The sequence below is a fragment of the Paenibacillus sp. P3E genome (assembly GCF_001909045.1).
Classification (GTDB): Bacteria; Bacillota; Bacilli; order Paenibacillales; family Paenibacillaceae; genus Paenibacillus_AQ; species Paenibacillus_AQ helianthi.
The window spans coordinates 17,834-36,031 of sequence record NZ_LVWH01000161.1 but is presented as its reverse complement, the minus strand read 5'-3'; the positions used below and the strand labels follow the sequence as shown (position 1 = coordinate 36,031).

At 46.5% G+C, this 18,198-nt stretch carries 19 protein-coding genes; all 19 read right to left on the bottom strand.

Features of this window, described 5'->3' with window-relative positions:
* Positions 1-26: 26 nt before the first annotated feature.
* Positions 27-2,105 carry a chemotaxis protein CheA gene (locus A3842_RS13850; RefSeq protein ID WP_074088127.1) on the bottom strand — a complete coding sequence of 693 codons (2,079 nt, stop codon included), beginning with the start codon at positions 2,103-2,105 and terminating at the stop codon, positions 27-29.
* A gap of 34 nt (positions 2,106-2,139) precedes the next feature.
* Entirely contained in the window at positions 2,140-3,540 is a 1,401-nt protein-coding gene (locus A3842_RS13845) for a protein-glutamate methylesterase/protein-glutamine glutaminase (protein ID WP_074088125.1), read from the bottom strand.
* A gap of 35 nt (positions 3,541-3,575) precedes the next feature.
* Positions 3,576-4,457, bottom strand: coding sequence for a MinD/ParA family protein (locus A3842_RS13840; protein WP_074088124.1), 882 nt, complete (start codon positions 4,455-4,457; stop codon positions 3,576-3,578).
* Complete coding sequence (flhF, locus tag A3842_RS13835) at positions 4,454-5,875, bottom strand: flagellar biosynthesis GTPase FlhF (protein WP_074088123.1); 1,422 nt, start codon at positions 5,873-5,875, stop codon at positions 4,454-4,456. The genes A3842_RS13840 and flhF overlap by 4 nt, the downstream gene beginning before the upstream one ends.
* The gene (flhA, locus tag A3842_RS13830; protein ID WP_074088122.1) at positions 5,872-7,905 is read right to left on the bottom strand and encodes a flagellar biosynthesis protein FlhA; all 2,034 of its coding nucleotides are present in this window, start codon (positions 7,903-7,905) and stop codon (positions 5,872-5,874) included. The genes flhF and flhA overlap by 4 nt, the downstream gene beginning before the upstream one ends.
* Before the next feature lie 21 nt (positions 7,906-7,926).
* Entirely contained in the window at positions 7,927-9,021 is a 1,095-nt protein-coding gene (flhB, locus tag A3842_RS13825) for a flagellar biosynthesis protein FlhB (protein WP_074088120.1), read from the bottom strand.
* A 21-nt stretch (positions 9,022-9,042) separates the two neighbouring features.
* Positions 9,043-9,828: a flagellar biosynthetic protein FliR gene (gene fliR, locus A3842_RS13820; RefSeq protein WP_074088119.1), complete on the bottom strand. Its 786-nt coding sequence runs from the start codon at positions 9,826-9,828 to the stop codon at positions 9,043-9,045.
* 10 nt (positions 9,829-9,838) lie between these two features.
* Complete coding sequence (gene fliQ / locus A3842_RS13815; RefSeq protein WP_074088117.1) at positions 9,839-10,108, bottom strand: flagellar biosynthesis protein FliQ; 270 nt, start codon at positions 10,106-10,108, stop codon at positions 9,839-9,841.
* 22 nt (positions 10,109-10,130) lie between these two features.
* Positions 10,131-10,895 carry a flagellar type III secretion system pore protein FliP gene (gene fliP / locus A3842_RS13810; RefSeq protein WP_074088115.1) on the bottom strand — a complete coding sequence of 255 codons (765 nt, stop codon included), beginning with the start codon at positions 10,893-10,895 and terminating at the stop codon, positions 10,131-10,133.
* Positions 10,892-11,422 (bottom strand): flagellar biosynthetic protein FliO, encoded by a 531-nt coding sequence (locus A3842_RS13805; RefSeq protein ID WP_074088113.1) that lies wholly within the window; start codon positions 11,420-11,422, stop codon positions 10,892-10,894. The genes fliP and A3842_RS13805 overlap by 4 nt, the downstream gene beginning before the upstream one ends.
* Positions 11,423-11,431: 9 nt before the next feature.
* On the bottom strand, positions 11,432-11,797 hold the full coding sequence (locus A3842_RS13800) for a response regulator (RefSeq protein WP_019910416.1): 366 nt from the start codon (positions 11,795-11,797) through the stop codon (positions 11,432-11,434).
* Between the two features lie 27 nt (positions 11,798-11,824).
* Positions 11,825-13,120, bottom strand: a complete 1,296-nt coding sequence (gene fliY / locus A3842_RS13795) for a flagellar motor switch phosphatase FliY (protein WP_074088111.1) — start codon at positions 13,118-13,120, stop codon at positions 11,825-11,827.
* Positions 13,110-14,108 (bottom strand): flagellar motor switch protein FliM, encoded by a 999-nt coding sequence (gene fliM / locus A3842_RS13790; RefSeq protein WP_074088109.1) that lies wholly within the window; start codon positions 14,106-14,108, stop codon positions 13,110-13,112. The genes fliY and fliM overlap by 11 nt, the downstream gene beginning before the upstream one ends.
* Positions 14,109-14,146: 38 nt before the next feature.
* Positions 14,147-14,614 carry a flagellar basal body-associated FliL family protein gene (locus tag A3842_RS13785; protein ID WP_074088107.1) on the bottom strand — a complete coding sequence of 156 codons (468 nt, stop codon included), beginning with the start codon at positions 14,612-14,614 and terminating at the stop codon, positions 14,147-14,149.
* Positions 14,611-14,835 (bottom strand): flagellar FlbD family protein, encoded by a 225-nt coding sequence (locus A3842_RS13780; protein ID WP_074088105.1) that lies wholly within the window; start codon positions 14,833-14,835, stop codon positions 14,611-14,613. Before A3842_RS13780 ends, A3842_RS13785 begins: the two co-directional genes overlap by 4 nt.
* 121 nt (positions 14,836-14,956) lie before the next feature.
* The gene (locus A3842_RS13775) at positions 14,957-15,775 is read right to left on the bottom strand and encodes a flagellar hook-basal body complex protein (protein WP_074101796.1); all 819 of its coding nucleotides are present in this window, start codon (positions 15,773-15,775) and stop codon (positions 14,957-14,959) included.
* A 121-nt stretch (positions 15,776-15,896) separates the two neighbouring features.
* Positions 15,897-16,280, bottom strand: a complete 384-nt coding sequence (locus A3842_RS13770) for a TIGR02530 family flagellar biosynthesis protein (protein ID WP_074101795.1) — start codon at positions 16,278-16,280, stop codon at positions 15,897-15,899.
* Positions 16,277-16,762 (bottom strand): flagellar hook assembly protein FlgD, encoded by a 486-nt coding sequence (gene flgD, locus A3842_RS13765; RefSeq protein WP_074088100.1) that lies wholly within the window; start codon positions 16,760-16,762, stop codon positions 16,277-16,279. Before flgD ends, A3842_RS13770 begins: the two co-directional genes overlap by 4 nt.
* Positions 16,763-16,786: 24 nt before the next feature.
* Entirely contained in the window at positions 16,787-18,130 is a 1,344-nt protein-coding gene (locus A3842_RS13760) for a flagellar hook-length control protein FliK (RefSeq protein ID WP_178382351.1), read from the bottom strand.
* Positions 18,131-18,198 lie beyond the last annotated feature (68 nt).

Here is an 18,198-nt window from a genome sequence, read left to right as displayed (position 1 = left end):
AATGAACCTCCCTGTTCTATCCTAAATTATTTAATAAAAGCGTTCGGATCGATAATGAGTGCAACTTGTCCGTCACCGAGAATAGTAGCACCTGAAATGCCTTGAACCTCCGGCAAATACTTGCCCAGATTCTTGATCACAATTTCGTTCTGCCCAATAAAATCTTGAACTGCGAGGGCGACCAGACGTTCTCCCTTGCGAATCACCACGATTTCAGTCTCCTCTTCCGTGCTTTCATCATAATCCGGTATAGAGAAGATCTTGCTAAGCGAAACCAGCGGAATGTGGCTGTTGCGGAATTCCAGCATTTTGTTACCGTGAATTGTCCTGATCTGGGACTGCTTCACAATGCCAGTTTCTACAATGGACGAGAGCGGAATTGCATATTTCTCTGAACCCAAACGCACAAGCATTGCTGCGATAATGGACAAAGTCAGTGGGAGCTGAACAGAGAAATTGGTACCTTTACCTTGAGTGGAGTAAATCACCACATTCCCGCCCAATGAGGTGATTTTTGATTTGACGACATCCAGTCCCACACCGCGGCCCGACACATCGGAGATAACCTCTGCGGTACTGAATCCCGGAGCGAACAAAAGTTGTATTGCCTCATCATCGGAATAATTCGATGCTTGTTCTTGGGTAAGAATGCCTTTTTTTATCGCCGACTGCAAAATCTTTTGCGGATTGATTCCAGCGCCGTCATCTTCGATTTCGATAAATACATGGTTGCCACTATGAAATGCCCGCAGGTTAACTGTTCCTGTATCGGACTTACCGGCAGCTAAACGTTCCTGTATACCTTCAACACCATGATCTACAGCATTTCGCAGCAAGTGTACTAGTGGATCGCCGATCTCATCGATAACCGTGCGGTCGAGTTCAGTCTCAGCACCAGTAACCACCAGATCAATTTTCTTATCCAATGATTTGGCCAGATCCCGAACCATGCGCGGAAAACGGTTAAATACGGTATCAACAGGAACCATGCGCAACTTCATAACAATGTTCTGAAGATCACCGCTGACCCTGCTCATGTGTTCGACCGTTTCTGTCAGGTCTCCGTTCTGGACTTCTGAAGCAAGCTGTTCTAGCCGAACACGGTCAATCAAGAGTTCGCTGAACAGATTCATCAATACATCAAGGCGTTCAATGTCTACACGGATGGTCCGTGAAGGCGCGCCTCCAGTTCTCGCTGGAGCGGCTTTGCTCTCTTCTTTGGCATGAGCAGCAGCTGCAGGAGATGCATTCCCGTTGCCCACAGCAGGTTCTGATGCTTTGACAGGTGCAGGTGCTTCTGAAGTAGCTGCCACCGTTTCCTGACCCATTTGACGTAGTGATTCTTGATCAAGTGCAACCGCAGTGACCTTCTCGATCTCAGACAGATTCAGGATCATCGCCTGAATTTCACTTGCTTCCTTCTGGGTTATGTAATAGAGGGAGAAACTATGTTCGAATTTCTCCTGCTCTATATCCTGAACCGAAGGGAAGGATTTGACCACCTCGCCCGAACGTTCGAGAAGATCAAAGACCATATATGCCCGCACTGCTTTGAGCTGGCAGTCCTTACGGATTGCAACATCAACGTACAGCACCTTGTGGCCTTCCTGGAGCGACTGCTCCAGGACCGAGTATTGAAACTCATCAAGGAATACGGGAGCGTCTGCAGCCTTTGGAGCCGCTGCTGCTGTAGCTTCAGACGCAGCACCGGCAGCAGTCGGGATCTCACCGCGGACAATTGCCTGCAATGAAGCGACAATAGCCGATACATCGGCTTTGCCTGCTCCACCACCCGTAATATCCTCAACCATGGATTCAAGGGCGTCCAGACTCTTGAACAGCGTGTCAAAAATGAAATCCTGCATCCGCAGCTTGTTATTGCGCACTAAATCCAGAACATTTTCCATTTGGTGTGTAAGTGAAGCCAAATCTTCAAAGCCCATTGTAGCTGCCATACCCTTTAAAGTATGTGCTGAGCGGAAAATGACCTGCACAATGCTCAGGTCTTCAGGATTTGCTTCAAGCCCCATCATACTTTCGTTCAATGACTGCAGATGATCATTTGACTCATCAATAAACATGGATAAATACTGGTTCATGTCCACTAACGAGCACCTCCCCTTCAAGTTCACTTTTCCGTTATTTAACGGCTTGTACCAGCCTTGGAGCAATTTCTTGCAACGGCAGGATATGTCTTACACAATGCAACTCCACAGCGGAACGCGGCATACCGTAAACCACACAGGTTTCTTCGCTCTCAGCAAAGGTGGAAGTTACACCCGAATCATAAAGAGATTTCATCATTTTGGCACCATCGCTTCCCATCCCTGTCATAATCACTGCGTGCCGCTCCAGTGAGGTATAAGGGAGTATGGATTCGAAGAGTGTATCCACTGAAGGACGATGTCCATTTCGGGCTTCTCCCAAAGTCAGATCAATCGAATACTGGCCTCCTGCTGCCGGAACAACCCTCATATGATAACCGCCAGGAGCAATATATGCCGCCCCCTTACGCAGAATCATTCCCTGTTCTGCTTCTGAAACTTCAAGGGGGCTGAACGTATTGAGCCTTTGTGCCAGCGACTTGGTGAAATTGGGCGGCATATGCTGCACAATAACAATCGGTGCTGGGAAATCAGCAGGAATATGTTCGAGGAATTCTTTTAAAGCTCTTGGTCCTCCTGTGGAACAACCAACAGCAACCAGCTTGCTCAAACCTGTATACGAGGACTTGCGGTCCCCAGCAACGGAAGGAGGGTCATTCCTGGCACCGGTTGATGTCTGAGGTACCGGTTTTGAATCCGGTAATGCCGGTTTAGCTTCCTCCTTGGAACGGTTTTTCATTGTATCAGATGCCGGTTTAGAAAGTGCAGCCGCCGATTTGGCCCCCAATTGCGGAGAACCACTCTCTGGAGCTGTTCTTCCAGGTGAACTTTTGCCCTTGTTCTTGTCTGGTGCAAGGTTCATTTCCGGCTTTACCTTTGGTTTCTCCACTAATTTACTTGCAGGATCCGGAAACTTCTTGATCGGCTCCATTATTCGTTTGGCAGGACTCTGCATCGGCTCAGGTACTGAAGGCACATCTGCAGCCGGAAGCTCAGGCGTCTTATATGCAGAAGCTCTGGCTTCCCGCTGCTTACGGGCAAGCATAGCCTCATTCATTTGCTCCCTGAGCGCTACTCCCACAGAAATAATATCCTGTGAGTTCGAAATGGACGGTTTGCGTATAAAGTCAAATGCCCCCCATTCCAGAGCCAGAATGGTTTCCTTCATCCCCTCTTCATTGATGCCAGAGAGCATAATTACCGGCAACGGACGCTGTGCCATGATTATTTTCAGCGCCTCCAGGCCATTCATCTCCGGCATTTCAACATCCATGGTTACAAGATCCGGAGAAAGCTCATTTACTTTGTCAATGGCTTCACGGCCGTTAGCAGCCGTAGCCGCAACCTGAAAGTTAGCATCATTTTCAATCAAATCGGAAATAATTTTGCGCATAAACGCAGAATCATCAACAACCAAAACTCGATATGGCTTCATACCATTTCCACCTCTGTTCCTCAAATTCAGAACAATTAATGTTTTCGCTTCAACCACCTGCTGATAAATCCCTTGATGCCTTGTACTTTAGTGGTGTCTGCCGAATCTGCGGCCAAATAGCTTAGCGCAAGCCGGTGTACATCTTTGGCTGCCGCACTGTTCGGAAAAGCCACTGAGAATGGAATTTGCTTCTTCACTGCCTGTACCACATGAGTATCACTGCTGATAAATCCGAGAAAAGTAATCTCCAGCTGCAAAAAACGGCTGGCTGCCATGCGAATTTTATCGCTGGTTCCAGTTGCCTCTTTCTCATCCCCTGCCTGATTAACTATCAGCTTAAATGAAACATCAGGATATGAGTTATTCACTACCTTAATCAGTGCATAAGCATCAGTTATTGCAGTTGGCTCAGGTGTAGTCACCACTAGGCAGTCGTCTGCTGAAGTGATGAATTTCATCGTCTCTTTAGAGAGTCCGGCTCCAGTATCAAACAGGATAAAATCCATCGAGTCTGCAATCCCGGCAATCTGGTCTGTAAAATAGCTTAAGTCACCCTCGGAGAGCGAAAAAAGCTCATCCATTCCCGAACCGCCTGCGATAAAAGGAAGCCCACTGGGGCCTTTCTGAATGATCTGGCTGATGTCCGCCTCTCTTTTCAGTAAATGATAGAGATTATATCTGGCTGACACCCCCATAAGCACATCTATATTGGCCATACCAATATCGGCATCGAACAATAACACTCTCTTGCCCATCGCTTGAAGTGCAAGCGCAAAGTTCAAGGTGAAATTCGATTTTCCGACACCACCCTTCCCACTGCAGACGGTGATAATCCGGGCTGATGTTCCTCCACCGGATGATCGTTTGGGCTCCTGGCTGGACACAAGCTGTCTCAGGGATTGCGCCTGATCCATCATACGCCTCCTGTTCCCAAAATCATCCCGCTGATCTGCTCTTTGGTAGCCAACAGCAGATCATCAGGAACATTCTGACCGTTGGTAATATATGAAAGCTTAAGCGGAAAATCATTCAAAACATTGAAAAGCGGGCCATAGGTTCCAGTCTCATCAAGCTTGGTAAAGATGACTTTATCCAGCTGATATCGGCCGAAATGCTCGGCAATTTTCTTCATATCGCGGCTTTTTGATGTAAGACTGAGCACCAGAAAAGTTTCACTCTTAAGCTCCCTAGCCAGCAGGCTCTGAAGTTCTGCAACCAGCATTTCGTTACGGTAATTGCGGCCTGCCGTGTCCATTAATACCAGATCGCAGCCTTCCAAACGGAACAACGCCCTCTGCAGATCACCCGGTGACTGAACAACTTCTAGAGGCATATTTAATATAGCCGCATAAGTACGAAGCTGCTCAACTGCCGAGATACGATACGTATCGGAGGTTATTAAACCTACCTTACGCCCTTGCTTGAAAAGCTGCTCTGCAGCTAACTTAGCAATCGTAGTTGTTTTTCCTACACCCGTAGGTCCTGCGATGTAGACAATCCGTGTATCAGGTGCAATTCCGTTTGCAATGCGTCCGGACAAAAATCCTTCCACCTGAGTTTCAAGCATCTCAGCAAACTGTTGCGGAAGCCAAGTACGGCCTTCCTCACTCCATTGCTCAAAAATATTACTGATCCATTCATCTACCAGAACGACATCTGTCTCCTGTTCAATCAGTTGATCCCTCAGTTGCTCCAACTGTTCTGGAAGCTCAACAGCGCCTGAAGAATACCGGGCGATCCGCTCCATCCACTGTTTCATATCGCGAATTTCCCTGAGCACCTCACCCTCCAAGCCAGTTGATGTTGCTGCAACAGTATCCTTACCCCTTGCCTCATCTATAGACGACATGCTGGGATAATTGTTAATAGGCAGAGCAGATTGAGGTTCAATGAAGATTTCATCCTCTTCGTCTTCAACGGCAGGCAGTACTGCTACAGCCCCTCTATTCTCTGATGCATCAGACAAGGCAGCGGCGATCTCGGCAAATGCCCGTTTCGCTGCTGCCTCGTTCGCCGAGGAGGATGCCAAAGCCACAGATTCATTTGCACCACCTGCTGCTACTGCAGAAGAAGCTGCAGCGGCTTTCAGATATGCTTGGGGAACTGCGCTACGCGGAATGCTCTGGGGAGCTGCTGGTTTTTTCCCAGATGCACCCGGCTTTTGAGCGTCCTCAACAGCCGCGACAACCTCGATCTTTTTCTTTTTGAACATTCCCATGAAACCGCCAACTTTGACCTCTTTGGTACTTAGGATGACGGCGTCGCTTCCCAGCTCGGTGCGGATGGAATGCATGGCGTCAGGCATCGTATCGACCACATAACGCTTCACTCTCATAGATTCACCACCCCAACGCTCTGAATTTCAATATTAGGCTCCAGCTCACTGTAAGACAATACTGGAATGTCCTGCATTGTCCGTTCAATCACTTGACGCAAATACATCCGTATCGTTGGAGAAGTGAGCACGATAGGCTGCTGTCCGGATTGAAGAAGACGGTTAATTTGTTCAGTGAGGCGCTGGTACACTGTCTGTGTCGAGACTGGATCCAGCGCAAGATAGCTACCCTGTTCCGTCTGCTGCACACTTTCCGAAATTTTCTTTTCCAGATTGGGTCCGACTGTGATGACCCGCAACGTCTCTCCAGCCTGTGAGAATTGTTGGGTAATTTGTCTGGACAACGATTGACGGACATACTCTGTCAGAATATCAGGATCTTTGGTATAGGTACCATAATCAGCTAATGTTTCAAAAATAGTTACCAAATCGCGGATGGATATTTTCTCACGCAGCAGCTTGCCTAATACCTTCTGTACATCCCCAATAGCCAAAACAGAAGGAATCAACTCATCCACAAGTACTGGATAATTCTCGCGGAGATTGTCCACCAGTTGTTTGGTCTCCTGTCGTCCAAGCAGTTCGTGCCCATAACGTTTGATAAGTTCAGTCAAATGAGTAGCTACTACAGAAGGGGGATCCACTACCGTATATCCCGATAATTCCGCCCTTTCCTTGACAGACTCGTCAATCCACAACGCTGGCAAACCAAATGACGGTTCCACTGTCTCGATGCCATGAATCGACTCATCATCATACCCAGGACTCATAGCCAGATAGTGATTAAGTAATAATTCACCACCGCCAACGTTATTTCCTTTAATTTTTATAACATATTCATTCGGTTTTAGTTGAATATTGTCGCGAATGCGAATTACAGGAACTACCAGACCCATCTCTAAGGCACATTGCCGTCTGATCATGATAATCCGGTCTAGCAAATCGCCGCCTTGTCCTGTATCTGCCAGAGGAATAAGTCCGTATCCAAACTCAAATTCAATCGGATCTACAGTCAGTAAGTTGATTACACTTTCCGGACTGCGTACTTCCTCTATCTGTTTTTCTTCAACCAGCTGTTCTTCTGCAATTTGCTTACGGTTGGCTTTTTGGCTCATGCTATAAGCTGCATATCCCATTAAGCCAGCAAGCGGCAGTGTAGACATCACGGTAATAGGTGTGAAGAATCCCAGAAAAGCAATGGTTACAGCAACAATGTACAGAAGCTTAGGGTAGGACAGGAGCTGACCCGTCAAATCCTCTGCCAGATTGCCCTCAGATGCCGCGCGGGTAACAATCAGACCCGAGGCAGTAGAGATAAGCAGTGCCGGAATCTGGCTGACCAGACCATCCCCGATCGTAAGTACAGAGTATGTTGACAGTGCATCCTTAAAAGGAAGTCCGTGAATAGATACTCCGATAATAAACCCGCCGATCAGGTTGATCAGCAGGATAATTATACTGGCGATAGCATCACCCTTGACGAATTTACTCGCACCATCCATTGCCCCGAAGAAGTCCGCTTCACGTTCAACATTACGTCTGCGCTCCCGGGCTTGCTGTTCATTAATCATCCCCGCATTCAAATCAGCATCAATACTCATCTGTTTACCGGGCATTGCATCGAGTGTAAAGCGGGCGCCCACCTCAGCAACCCGTTCTGAACCCTTAGTGATAACTATGAACTGAACTACCACCAGAATAAGAAAGACAACAAAACCTATTGCAATTTGTCCCCGGGCAATCCAACTTCCGAACGTGGCTACTACCTCACCTGCATGACCACTGGAAAGAATCAGTTTGGTCGTAGAAATGTTCAGCGCAAGCCGGAATAGTGTTGTGATCAACAGCAGCGAGGGGAAAATCGAGAACTGCAGCGGATCCTTTGTATTCATTGCTACTAAGATGATGGTTAAGGCAATTGATATATTGATAATTAGCAGAACATCCAGAAGCCAAGCCGGGATGGGCAGAATCATCATAAGCACAATACCGATAACACCCAGTAGAACTGTTAGATCTCTAGCTTTCAATGTCCGTGAACCTCCCCCGACTTATCTCCTTTTACCTTTAAGCTTGTATACATAAGCGAGTACTTCTGCAACCGCCTGGAATAGGTCTGCAGGAACTACATCACCAATCTCCGCTCTTTGAAACAACGCCCGCGCGAGCGGTTTGTTCTCCATAGTCATAACACCATGCTCTTTGGCCAACTCACGGATTCGAAGCGCTACATAATCCTGGCCTTTAGCAATAATCTGCGGAGCTTCCATTTTAGAACCGTCGTATTTCAAAGCGACTGCAAAGTGCGTAGGATTGGTAATAATAACATCCGCTTTGGGTACCTCTTGCATCATGCGCTGCATAGCCATTCTTCGCTGGCGTTCCCTGATCTTGCCTTTGATGATGGGATCGCCTTCCATTTTTTTGTACTCATCCTTGATATCCTGCTTTGACATCTTAAGACTTTTTTCGTGCTCATATTTCTGGTAGATATAATCAAGAGCCGCCATGATTAACAGAGCCGCTCCAATTTTGATGCCGAGGCTCATTACGAGCTTGGCAGCGAACCGATACACGCCTTCGGCATTGACATGAGACAATGCAGCAAAGCTCTCCTTTTGTCCCCAAAGTGTACTGTAGACCAGATAAGCAATCAGCATGAGTTTGAAGATGGATTTCAAAAACTCCACAAAGGAACGCATGGAGAAAATATTTTTGAAACCTTTTATCGGATTGATTTTGCTGAATTTGGGTGTAATTCCTTCCCCCGTTGCCATAAAACCAACCTGCGCCAAATTTGCCACCAGAGCCAATACAAACGTAATACCCAGCAAAGGAGCCAATAAAATCAAGATTTGAATGCCATAGTGATTGAACATATCAGATACATTTTCCGGAGTCACTTCCATCATCATCCGGTTCTGAAAAACATCTGTATACAGTGTGATGAACCGTTCTTTCATGAAGCCGCCAAACAAAGACAAAGTTAACAATGCAGATAAAAGCACAACTGCCCCAGACAGTTCGGCACTTTTGGCCACCTGACCCTTTTTACGGGCGTCTTGCCGTTTCTTCGGGGTAGCTTTTTCCGTCTTGTCTCCCCCAAAATGCTGAAGATTAAGCTTATAACGTCTCGTCTTCGGCATAGCTCTCCCCCTATCAGCCACCTAAGGACTCTTCCCTATCAGGCCCAGCACATTGTGCATGGACTCAAACATAATGTCGAAGAGATTCTGGAACAGCATAGCCAGACCCGGCATCAGAATAAGAAGCAGCGCAAGGCCAACAATAATTTTGAGAGGCACCCCGATGACGAATACATTATATTGCGGTGCGGTCCTAGCCAGAAATGCAAGCCCCACATCTGTAAGAAATAAAGCCGTCACTAAAGGTGCTGACATCTGGAAAGCCAAAATAAAGGATTGTGCAAATGTACGGACAAAGAACTCCGAAAGGCTTCCATCTATCATTTTAATGAACAGATCATTATCTATCGGCACCCATTTGTAACTGTATACGATCGCGTCCAACAGGTAGTGATGACCATTCATACTCAGGAACATCAGCAGAGCAATCATATACTTGAAGTTACCGATAATCGGTGCGGACGCTCCAGTCATAGGATCAATTACATTCGCAATCCCGAATCCAATCTGAATATCAATGAATGAACCAGCGGTTTGAATCGCCATAAACATCAAATACCCAATAAAACCCAGCAATAGTCCGATTAAAACTTCCCGGGCAATTAACAGAATATAAGTGAGATCCTGCGGCACGGTAATTCCTGTTCCACCTGAGCTAAAGACAACCATGGCTACAAAAAAAGAAAGCCCAATTTTGAAGGTGGGTGGCACACTTTGAGAAGAAAATACCGGTACTACAACAAAAAAAGCGGAAATTCGACAAAAAATCAACAGAAAGACGGGAATACTTTGCAGCAAGGTTTCCATATTCATCTAATTAACCGATGTACATATTGAGATTGCCCAAAATTTGGCTGGTGAAATCCACCAGTTTCGTGATAATCCACGGTCCGAACAAGAGCAGAGCAAGCAGCACAGCAACAATTTTGGGAACAAACGCCAAGGTCTGCTCCTGAATTTGCGTTGTTGCTTGAAAAATACTGACAATCAGTCCTACCACCAGACCAAGAATCAGCATGGGAGCACTGGTTTCGAGCACCAAATATACGGCTTGGCCGGCTAGACCGATAATAAAGTCCGCATTCATCCCTTATGCCTCCTCTTGAATCTCAGGTGTTAAAACTTAACAGAAGTGATTTAACGACTAAGTACCACCCGTCTACCAGTACAAAGAGCATTATTTTGAATGGTAATGAAATCATTACCGGAGGCAGCATCATCATCCCCATAGCCATCAGGGTGCTGGCTACCACAATATCTATAATTAGAAAAGGTATAAAAATCATAAATCCCATAGTAAAAGCTTTTTTCATCTCTCCGATGGCAAAGGCAGGCACGATCACCGTCAATGGGATGTCGCTGTATGACGCAGGCTTAACCGAAGCATTGTTGCCGGTATAATTCATGAATAACAACAAATCTTTGGTGTTGGTCTGTTTGAACATAAACGCCTTCATTGGATCTGCTGCTTTGTTAAGCGCCTCGGTCTGGGTAATTGTCCCCTTCATGTACGGCTGCAGCGCCGTCTCGTTGACCGTTGCAAGAGTCGGTGACATGATGAATAGCGTTAAGAACAACGCCAATCCTACAAGCACCTGGTTGGGAGGCATCTGTTGAGTACCGAGCGAGGTTCTGACAAAGCCCAGAACAATGACAATCCGAGTGAAACTAGTCATTAGCACTAGAAAAGCCGGAGCCACACTCAGAACTGTTACAAGAAGCAGTATAGAGATGGAACTGGTACCGCCGCTAGAACCGTTACTGCCTCCAACCTTAATATCAATGTTAGGAATAGGATCAGCATGAACGGGGTGCATTAGCAGAGCACTGAATGCAACAAGCAGTATAAATGAAAGAATCAGTTTATTTTTCATAAATCCCTCGACTCATCCTTGAGTACATCATCACGAAGCAGCTCTTCCATTTTCTCCTTACGTTCAGGTGCCAGCGCAAGTTTGGATTGCAGTGTCTCGTAAAAAGAGGATGTTTCACTAAGTTCAATTTCCTGTGATGGTACTTCTCCACGGAATTTGGCTCTTATCTTGGCGACGAGCGGCGCAAGAAAGTTATTCTGTCCTGAAGTTTGATCCTCAAATGCCGAAATGATCAACGCTACCTCAGCCGGGTCGGTGATTTTATCCATCATGGATATATTCTCACCGACCCCGATCAGATAGAGGCTGCCTCCGAGCTCAATAATTTGTATGGACTTGTTAGGTCCAAGACCCAAAGCGCCTAGTGTACGGATGGAACGCCCACTCATCAGAGTCTGATTACGGCGTCCCAGAAAACGGATAAGCAGCACTATGAGCACAACAATTACCGCAAGGACAAAAATAACATTTAAAAGATTCAGCAGATTGTTACCCGTTCCCAGATGCGGCTCTACAGTGACTGGCATGATTTCTTATTACACACCCAGTGTTTTATTAATCGCTTCAATAACACGGTCTGCCTGGAAAGGCTTCACAATAAAGTCCTTGGCACCCGCTTGAATTGCATCAATAACCATAGCCTGCTGACCCATGGCAGAACACATGATGACTTTGGCGTTGGCATCTACTTTTTTGATTTCTTTAAGGGCGGCAATTCCGTCCATTTCAGGCATGGTGATATCCATCGTGATCAAATCAGGACGCAGTTCCTTGAATTTCTCAATAGCCTGCGACCCGTCCTGGGCTTCACCCACAACCTCAAATCCGTTTTTCGACAAAATGTCACGGATCATCATTCTCATAAATGCTGCATCGTCCACGATTAGAATTCGGTTAGCCATTTTTACAAAATCCTCCCTAAGTATGCTTTATTGTAATTTTTGAATTCGGTCCCACTGGCTGACGATATCCGTAACGCGAACTCCGAAGTTTTCGTCGATAACTACGACTTCCCCTTTGGCAATAAGCTTGTTGTTAACCAGGATGTCTACAGGTTCACCGGCAAGTTTGTCCAACTCAATGATTGAGCCTTGCGACATTTCCAGAATATCTTTGATCTGCTTCTGGGTCCTTCCTAATTCTACGGTTACTCTCAGTGGTATGTCCATCAATAAATTTAAATTATTTTCATCAATATTACCAAAGGCGCCGTTGCTTAAGTTGGCAAACTGCACCGGTTGTACATTTACATTGCGGTTAGGAGCGGGCTGCTGGGGCGGAGCCTGTTGGTATGGCATACCTTGAGGTGGCATTCCATAAGGCGGCATTCCATAAGCTGGCATTCCTGCTGGAGGATAATAATAACCTCCCTCCGGCATTCCCGGATACGGCGGCATACCCTGAGGTGGATATGGCGGTGGAACTGCTCCAGGCTGTACTGGAGGGGTTTGCTGCACCGGAGGCGCTACCGGAGGTTCCGGAGCTGCTGCTGGCTTAGGCGGCGCTTCTACCGCTGCTGCTGCCGTCTCCTGATCCGATTGCGACACATCTCCCAGAAGCATAGTCACCATATCTTTGGCGAATTGCACCGGGAGCAGCTGCATAATGGTGGAATCAATCAAATCCCCAATCTTGAGCCGGAATGAAATCTGTATAAGTGTCTCATCATCCGGAAGACTGCCTACGCCTTCTCCGCTGGACATATTCAAAATGTCGATTCCCGGAGGGGAAATATTCACGAAGCGATTGAAGATAGTAGACATGGATGTTGCCGAAGAACCCATCATTTGGTTCATCGCTTCCTGAACAGCACTGATGTGAATTTCATTCAGCTCTTCATCCTTTGGATCCCCTTCACCACCAAGCATCAGATCAGCAATAACCTGTGCATCCCTGATTTTAATGACCAATGAATTGATGCCCTGAAAACCATCTACATATTGTACATGTACCGCAACATGAGGTTTTGGAAAAGCCTCTTCGAACTCTCCGCGGGTGATAATGGATACTTCAGGAGTGGTGATATCTACCTTCTTACCCAGAAGGGTGGACAGCGCTGTAGCTGCACTCCCGAATGTGATATTCCCGATCTCTCCCAGTGCGTCCTGTTCAAAGGGTGTCAAGTAATCATCCACCGTCTTCGTCGAGGGAGCTAGCGATCCTTCTGCAGACTGTCTGAGCAGAGCATCTATTTCTTCTTGGGACAAATAATCTTTACTCGTCAAAATCTTCAACTCCTTCGCTGACTATCTCGTCTATTTGCACAGCTACACGCTCTTTAATCATCCCAGGACTTCCGATGAATTTCAGCTTGTCCCCCACCTTGATTGACAGTCCTGAATCCACAGTCCTGTTGAGAGAAATCACGTCGCCGACGCTGAGCCCGAGAAATTCAGCAATGGATAGACTCGATTCACCCAACTCTGCCACAATCGGCAGCTGCGCTCTATGAACTCTCGCCCGTATTGCCTCAAGCTCAACTTCATCACGCGCCTTTTTTTCAGAAACAAACCATTGGTGTACCGACAGCCTGGACATGATAGGTTCAAGAACAACGTGAGGTATACACAGGTTAATCATCCCTGTTGTATCGCCAATTTTGGTACTTAAGGAAATAAGTGCAATGGTCTCATTGGGCGATACGATTTGCATGAATTGAGGATTTGTCTCCAAAGCCTCCATGCGGGGATTGATATCAAGCACTGTCTTCCAGGCTTCCTGCAGACTTTCAAAGCATCTGCTGAATATCCTCTCCATTATAGTGGTTTCAATTTCAGTCAAAGCATTGATCTTGGAAGGTGCCGTACCAAAGCCGCCTAGCAGTCTATCCAGCATGGCAAAGGCTATATTCGGATGCACTTCCATTACCATCCGGCCTTCAAGCGGTTCAGCTTCAAAAATATTTAAGATCGTCATCTTCGGAATGGAGCGGATAAACTCATCATAAGGGAGCTGCTCTACTTGAACGACATTGATCTGTACGAAGGTGCGCAATTGGGCCGAAAAGTAGGTCGTAAGATAGCGGGCAAAGTTATCGTGTATCCGGGTTAAGCTTCGGATATGGTCTTTTGAAAAACGTACAGCCCGTTTGAAATCATAAGAGCGGATTTTTTTCTGGGTTTCTTCTTTTTTAAGTTCGTCAGCATCCATTTCACCGGATGAAAGAGCGGCAAGCAGAGCATCAATTTCGTTTTGTGATAGTACATCAACCAATTCAATCACCCCCCTATCAAAGAATAATCCTTCAGCAGCTACATGGAAGCCAAAATGAATTTAGTGAATTCGATCTGGGTTATAGTGCCTTCGGTCAAATTCTTATTTATTATATTCACCAGCTTGCTGCTGAATTGATCTTTGCCGCTTGCCCCATTTAGTTCCTCAGGCTTGGTATCGGCAATCGCCTTGATAATTAGCGGCGTAATTTTTATAGCTTTTATCTTTTCGAATTCTTCCTTGGACTTCGCTGAATCCAGTTGGAACGCGATGTCTACTGAAAGGATATAATCGGGATCGGCAAGATTAGTTTTGATGTCGGTGATTTGTGCAGTCAATTCGACGATCTCATCAGCGCTGAGTTTTTTGGTCTCAACCTTCTGAACTGCCGTATTCACGTCGTTCGAATCACTCGGAAAGATCTTATCCATAAGTAAAAATGCAGCTACTACGATAAGAGTTATTGCTAATAGAATTGTAATGAGCCACGGCAGCATCTTTTTCATGAAAGCTCCTCCATTGACTGGACTTTAATGGTGGCAGCATATGTGCCAATGTCCCTGTTATACTCACGGATCTTACGGATGACTTCATCGGCCTTTTCCAGCACGATCAGCCTTTTTCCAGTTACGAGCGTAATATACGTATCCGGACTTTCTTCTACCATTTCTACCAATAAAGCATTTAAAAACATGGGTGTTCCATTCAATCTGGTTACCGAAATCATAACAGGCCTCCTAACAAAAAATAGGGGGAGGAGTTCCTCCCCCACGACTTCGCAATAACCTTTGCACCAGAAGGCGAAACGTTACTATTGTACAGCAAGTTTTTGATTATGGCCTTTCAAATTAACGCTTGAGGTTCACGACTTCCTGCAACACTTCGTCGGAGGTCGTGATAATGCGGGAGTTGGCCTGGAACCCGCGCTGGGAAACAATCATTTCTGTAAACTCACTGGTTAGATCCACGTTGGACATTTCCAGTTGGCCGGATACAATGGCTCCCGTTCCATCTGCAGCATTGTTAGCTGTTGTTGGAGTAAGCACACCATCGGCATTTGCATTCAGCGTCATCCGATAAAGATTACCACCAATTTTCTCAAGACCTTGCGGATTACTTACCTTTGCTACACCAACTTTCAAATCTGAATCTATCGTTCCATCTCCCAATGTCTGTAATACCGTACCATCATTAGAGATGGTGAATGCGGTAGTCTCAGCATTCAATTGAATCGGTGCACCACCAGAATCAAGCACATGCAAACCGTCCGAGGTAAGAAGGTTGCGGCTGGCGTCCACATGAAAGTCTCCAGCGCGAGTAAGGAACGGTGTTTCCTGCTCATCGGCGAGCTTAACAAGGAAAAAACCGTCACCATCAATTCGCAGATCTGTCGGATTATTGGTAGTCATGGCACTTCCAGCTAAGTGCATGGTATCAACAGAACCAATACTAACTCCAAGCCCGATCTGCTTGGCATTCACACCACCCTGACCTCCATCAACAGGTGCTGTTACCCCGGATACTGTCTGGCTCATGATGTCTTTGAACATTACGCGGCCTGATTTGAAGCCAATGGTATTTACATTTGCAATGTTATTGCCGATAACGTCAAGCTTTGTCTGAAAACCGCGCATACCTGAAACACCTGAGTACATTGATCTTAACATTATTGAATTCCTCCCGGATAATGGAGTTCTTAGACTCCGTATTTGTATGGAAACTTGTTTTGAGCTATGGCCGCGTCAGTCGGTCGGCGGTCATTCCGGCTCTCCAGTAAGGACCGGCCGGTCAAGAAATGATAACTGCACTATCTATTTGTGTGAATACATTGTCCTTCATGGAACTTCCATCCATAGCAGTCACTACTGTTCGGTTCGCTACACTGACTATTAACGCCATGTCTTTCATTAATATAAGTGATTCTTTGCTGCCTTTGGCGGCTGCCTTATCGACTGCGGAAGAGATTTGATCCAATTGGCGGCTGCCAAGCTCTATTCCTCTTTGTTCCAATCGTTTGGCTGCATGATTGCTGAACTTCAGCATATTCTTCTGCAGCACACTTTCAAATGAAACCTCTGAATTCACAGTGTTCTTAGCGTTTGCTGACCGCTGAAGTGTTGTCGGGTGCACACTGGCTGGATACAGCTGGCCTATTGTAAGTCTGTCGCTCATGATGTCGCCCCGCCATCTGCAGAACCGGTATTGTCAGCCGCATTCTCCACTGGCGTTACAGGATTCTTAATTTGCGTGACGTCGGATAATGCAACTCTGTCTTTGCCTACAACAGCGTACTGTACACCACTGCTGACTACTATAGACTCTACATTCCCTGATTTGGGCTGCTCCGTTGTTGCATCCGTCCAGGTGATATCCTTACCAATCAGACCAGATACCGCACCAAGAGACTGATTCATCGCTGTCATTTGTGTTGAAATATTCATTAGCTGTTCTACAGACGAGAATTGGGCCATCTGGGCAATAAATTCCTTATCCTCCATCGGCTGCATAGGGTCCTGGTTCTGAAGCTGCGTAATGAGTATCTTCAGGAACTGGTCCTTGCCGAGTGTTGAATTACCGGTAGTTTTTTTCGAGCTGTCAGGGACTTGATAATTCCATTGATCCTTTGTTGATATAGGATTAGTTGATGATGCCATTTTTTTCACCTCGCTTGTCTTAAGTTATGCCTTGGCTGAGAAACCTCCGCCCTGTGAGCGGTTTTCCTGTTGGGTGTTTGCAACCCATTCATTCCATTCACTGTTCAGCTCAGCTGCAAGTACCGCATCTCCAATTTCCTCTGTACGTTCCTTGGAACGTTTCTCTTGCTGTTGACCACCAGAACCAGTTCCACGACCCTGCTGACTACCATTATACTGAGACTGCAAAGGTGTGTTATTCTGAGTGACCTCCAGCTTCTCAACTTGAAGCCCTTGAGACTGAAGAGCTGATCTCAACTGGCTCATCTGTTGTTCCAGCATATCTTTGGCACCCGTATGCTGCGTTAAGAACTGGGCTACTAAATGGCCGTTTTGCATAGTGATCTTTACATCGACTTGTCCGAGATTCTCCGGAAACAGCGTAATCGAAGCCTCAGCCACCCCGCCTTTTTTAACAATTTCCAGTTTACCAGTAATAAACGAAGTCATCTCTTGCGCGAACTGGTGGACCGGAACTGGTGGTGTCTCTGCCTTAAGTGGTGCGGTAATCCCACCCCGCAAGGATAACTGTCCTGCAGTGACGACTTCATTATGTTCTTCAACCGGCTTTGCGCCTGGTATCGATTCTGCAATTGCCCCGTTCTTAGAAGCTTCAGTTGTTCCAGTTGCTTTGGTTAGTGGCGTTGCAGTGAGTTCTGCAGCAGCATCTTCCGTTGCCGTTATAACAGGGGTAGCAGTTGTAGCATTTTCAGTCTTTACTGTAGCTGTCTGAATTGTACGAAGGTCTGTAAAAACCGGAGCTTTCGCTTTTGGATCAGCTTTGGATTCCGTTTCGGACAATGGTGTCAAAACCACTGGCGAGGTTTCTGTGCTGACTGCTGTTTTAACCGGCTTACCTTTTACATCTGGGACCTGCGCTTCTGCAAGGATTGCTGTGAAATTGTTCAACATTGCAATACCCTCTGAGGCTAATTTCGCATCCCCCCCAGCAGCAGATTGCTGTATAAGGTTAACAAGGCTGTTAAGCTCATCTTGAACAGCAAACCGCAAAGTCTCCGGGTTCTGTGCTAGTGGGGATAATGCTGCTGTAGAGCTGTTCCCAGCTTCTGCATTGACTTTTCCATTAGCAGGAGTACTACCAGACAACAAAGCCGATACCTGGAGCAACCATCCTTGCAGCGCTGCTATCAAAGAAGGATCACTGCTTATAGTGTCATCCAGCTTCTCTACATCCTCTGCAAGTGCTTGTATCTGCCCGGTACTATTCGCAGTATCTTCCGCACCTGTACCTGTTTTTTCACCAGCTGCTTGTACAGCGTTCATAAGTCCTTGCAGCAAGGAAGCCAAATTCCCCAAAACTGCGGGCATTGACGTTTCTTTGGTCTGTGCTCCACCCATGCTCTGAACAAGAGTCTGAGCAAAAGGGAGAACTGGTG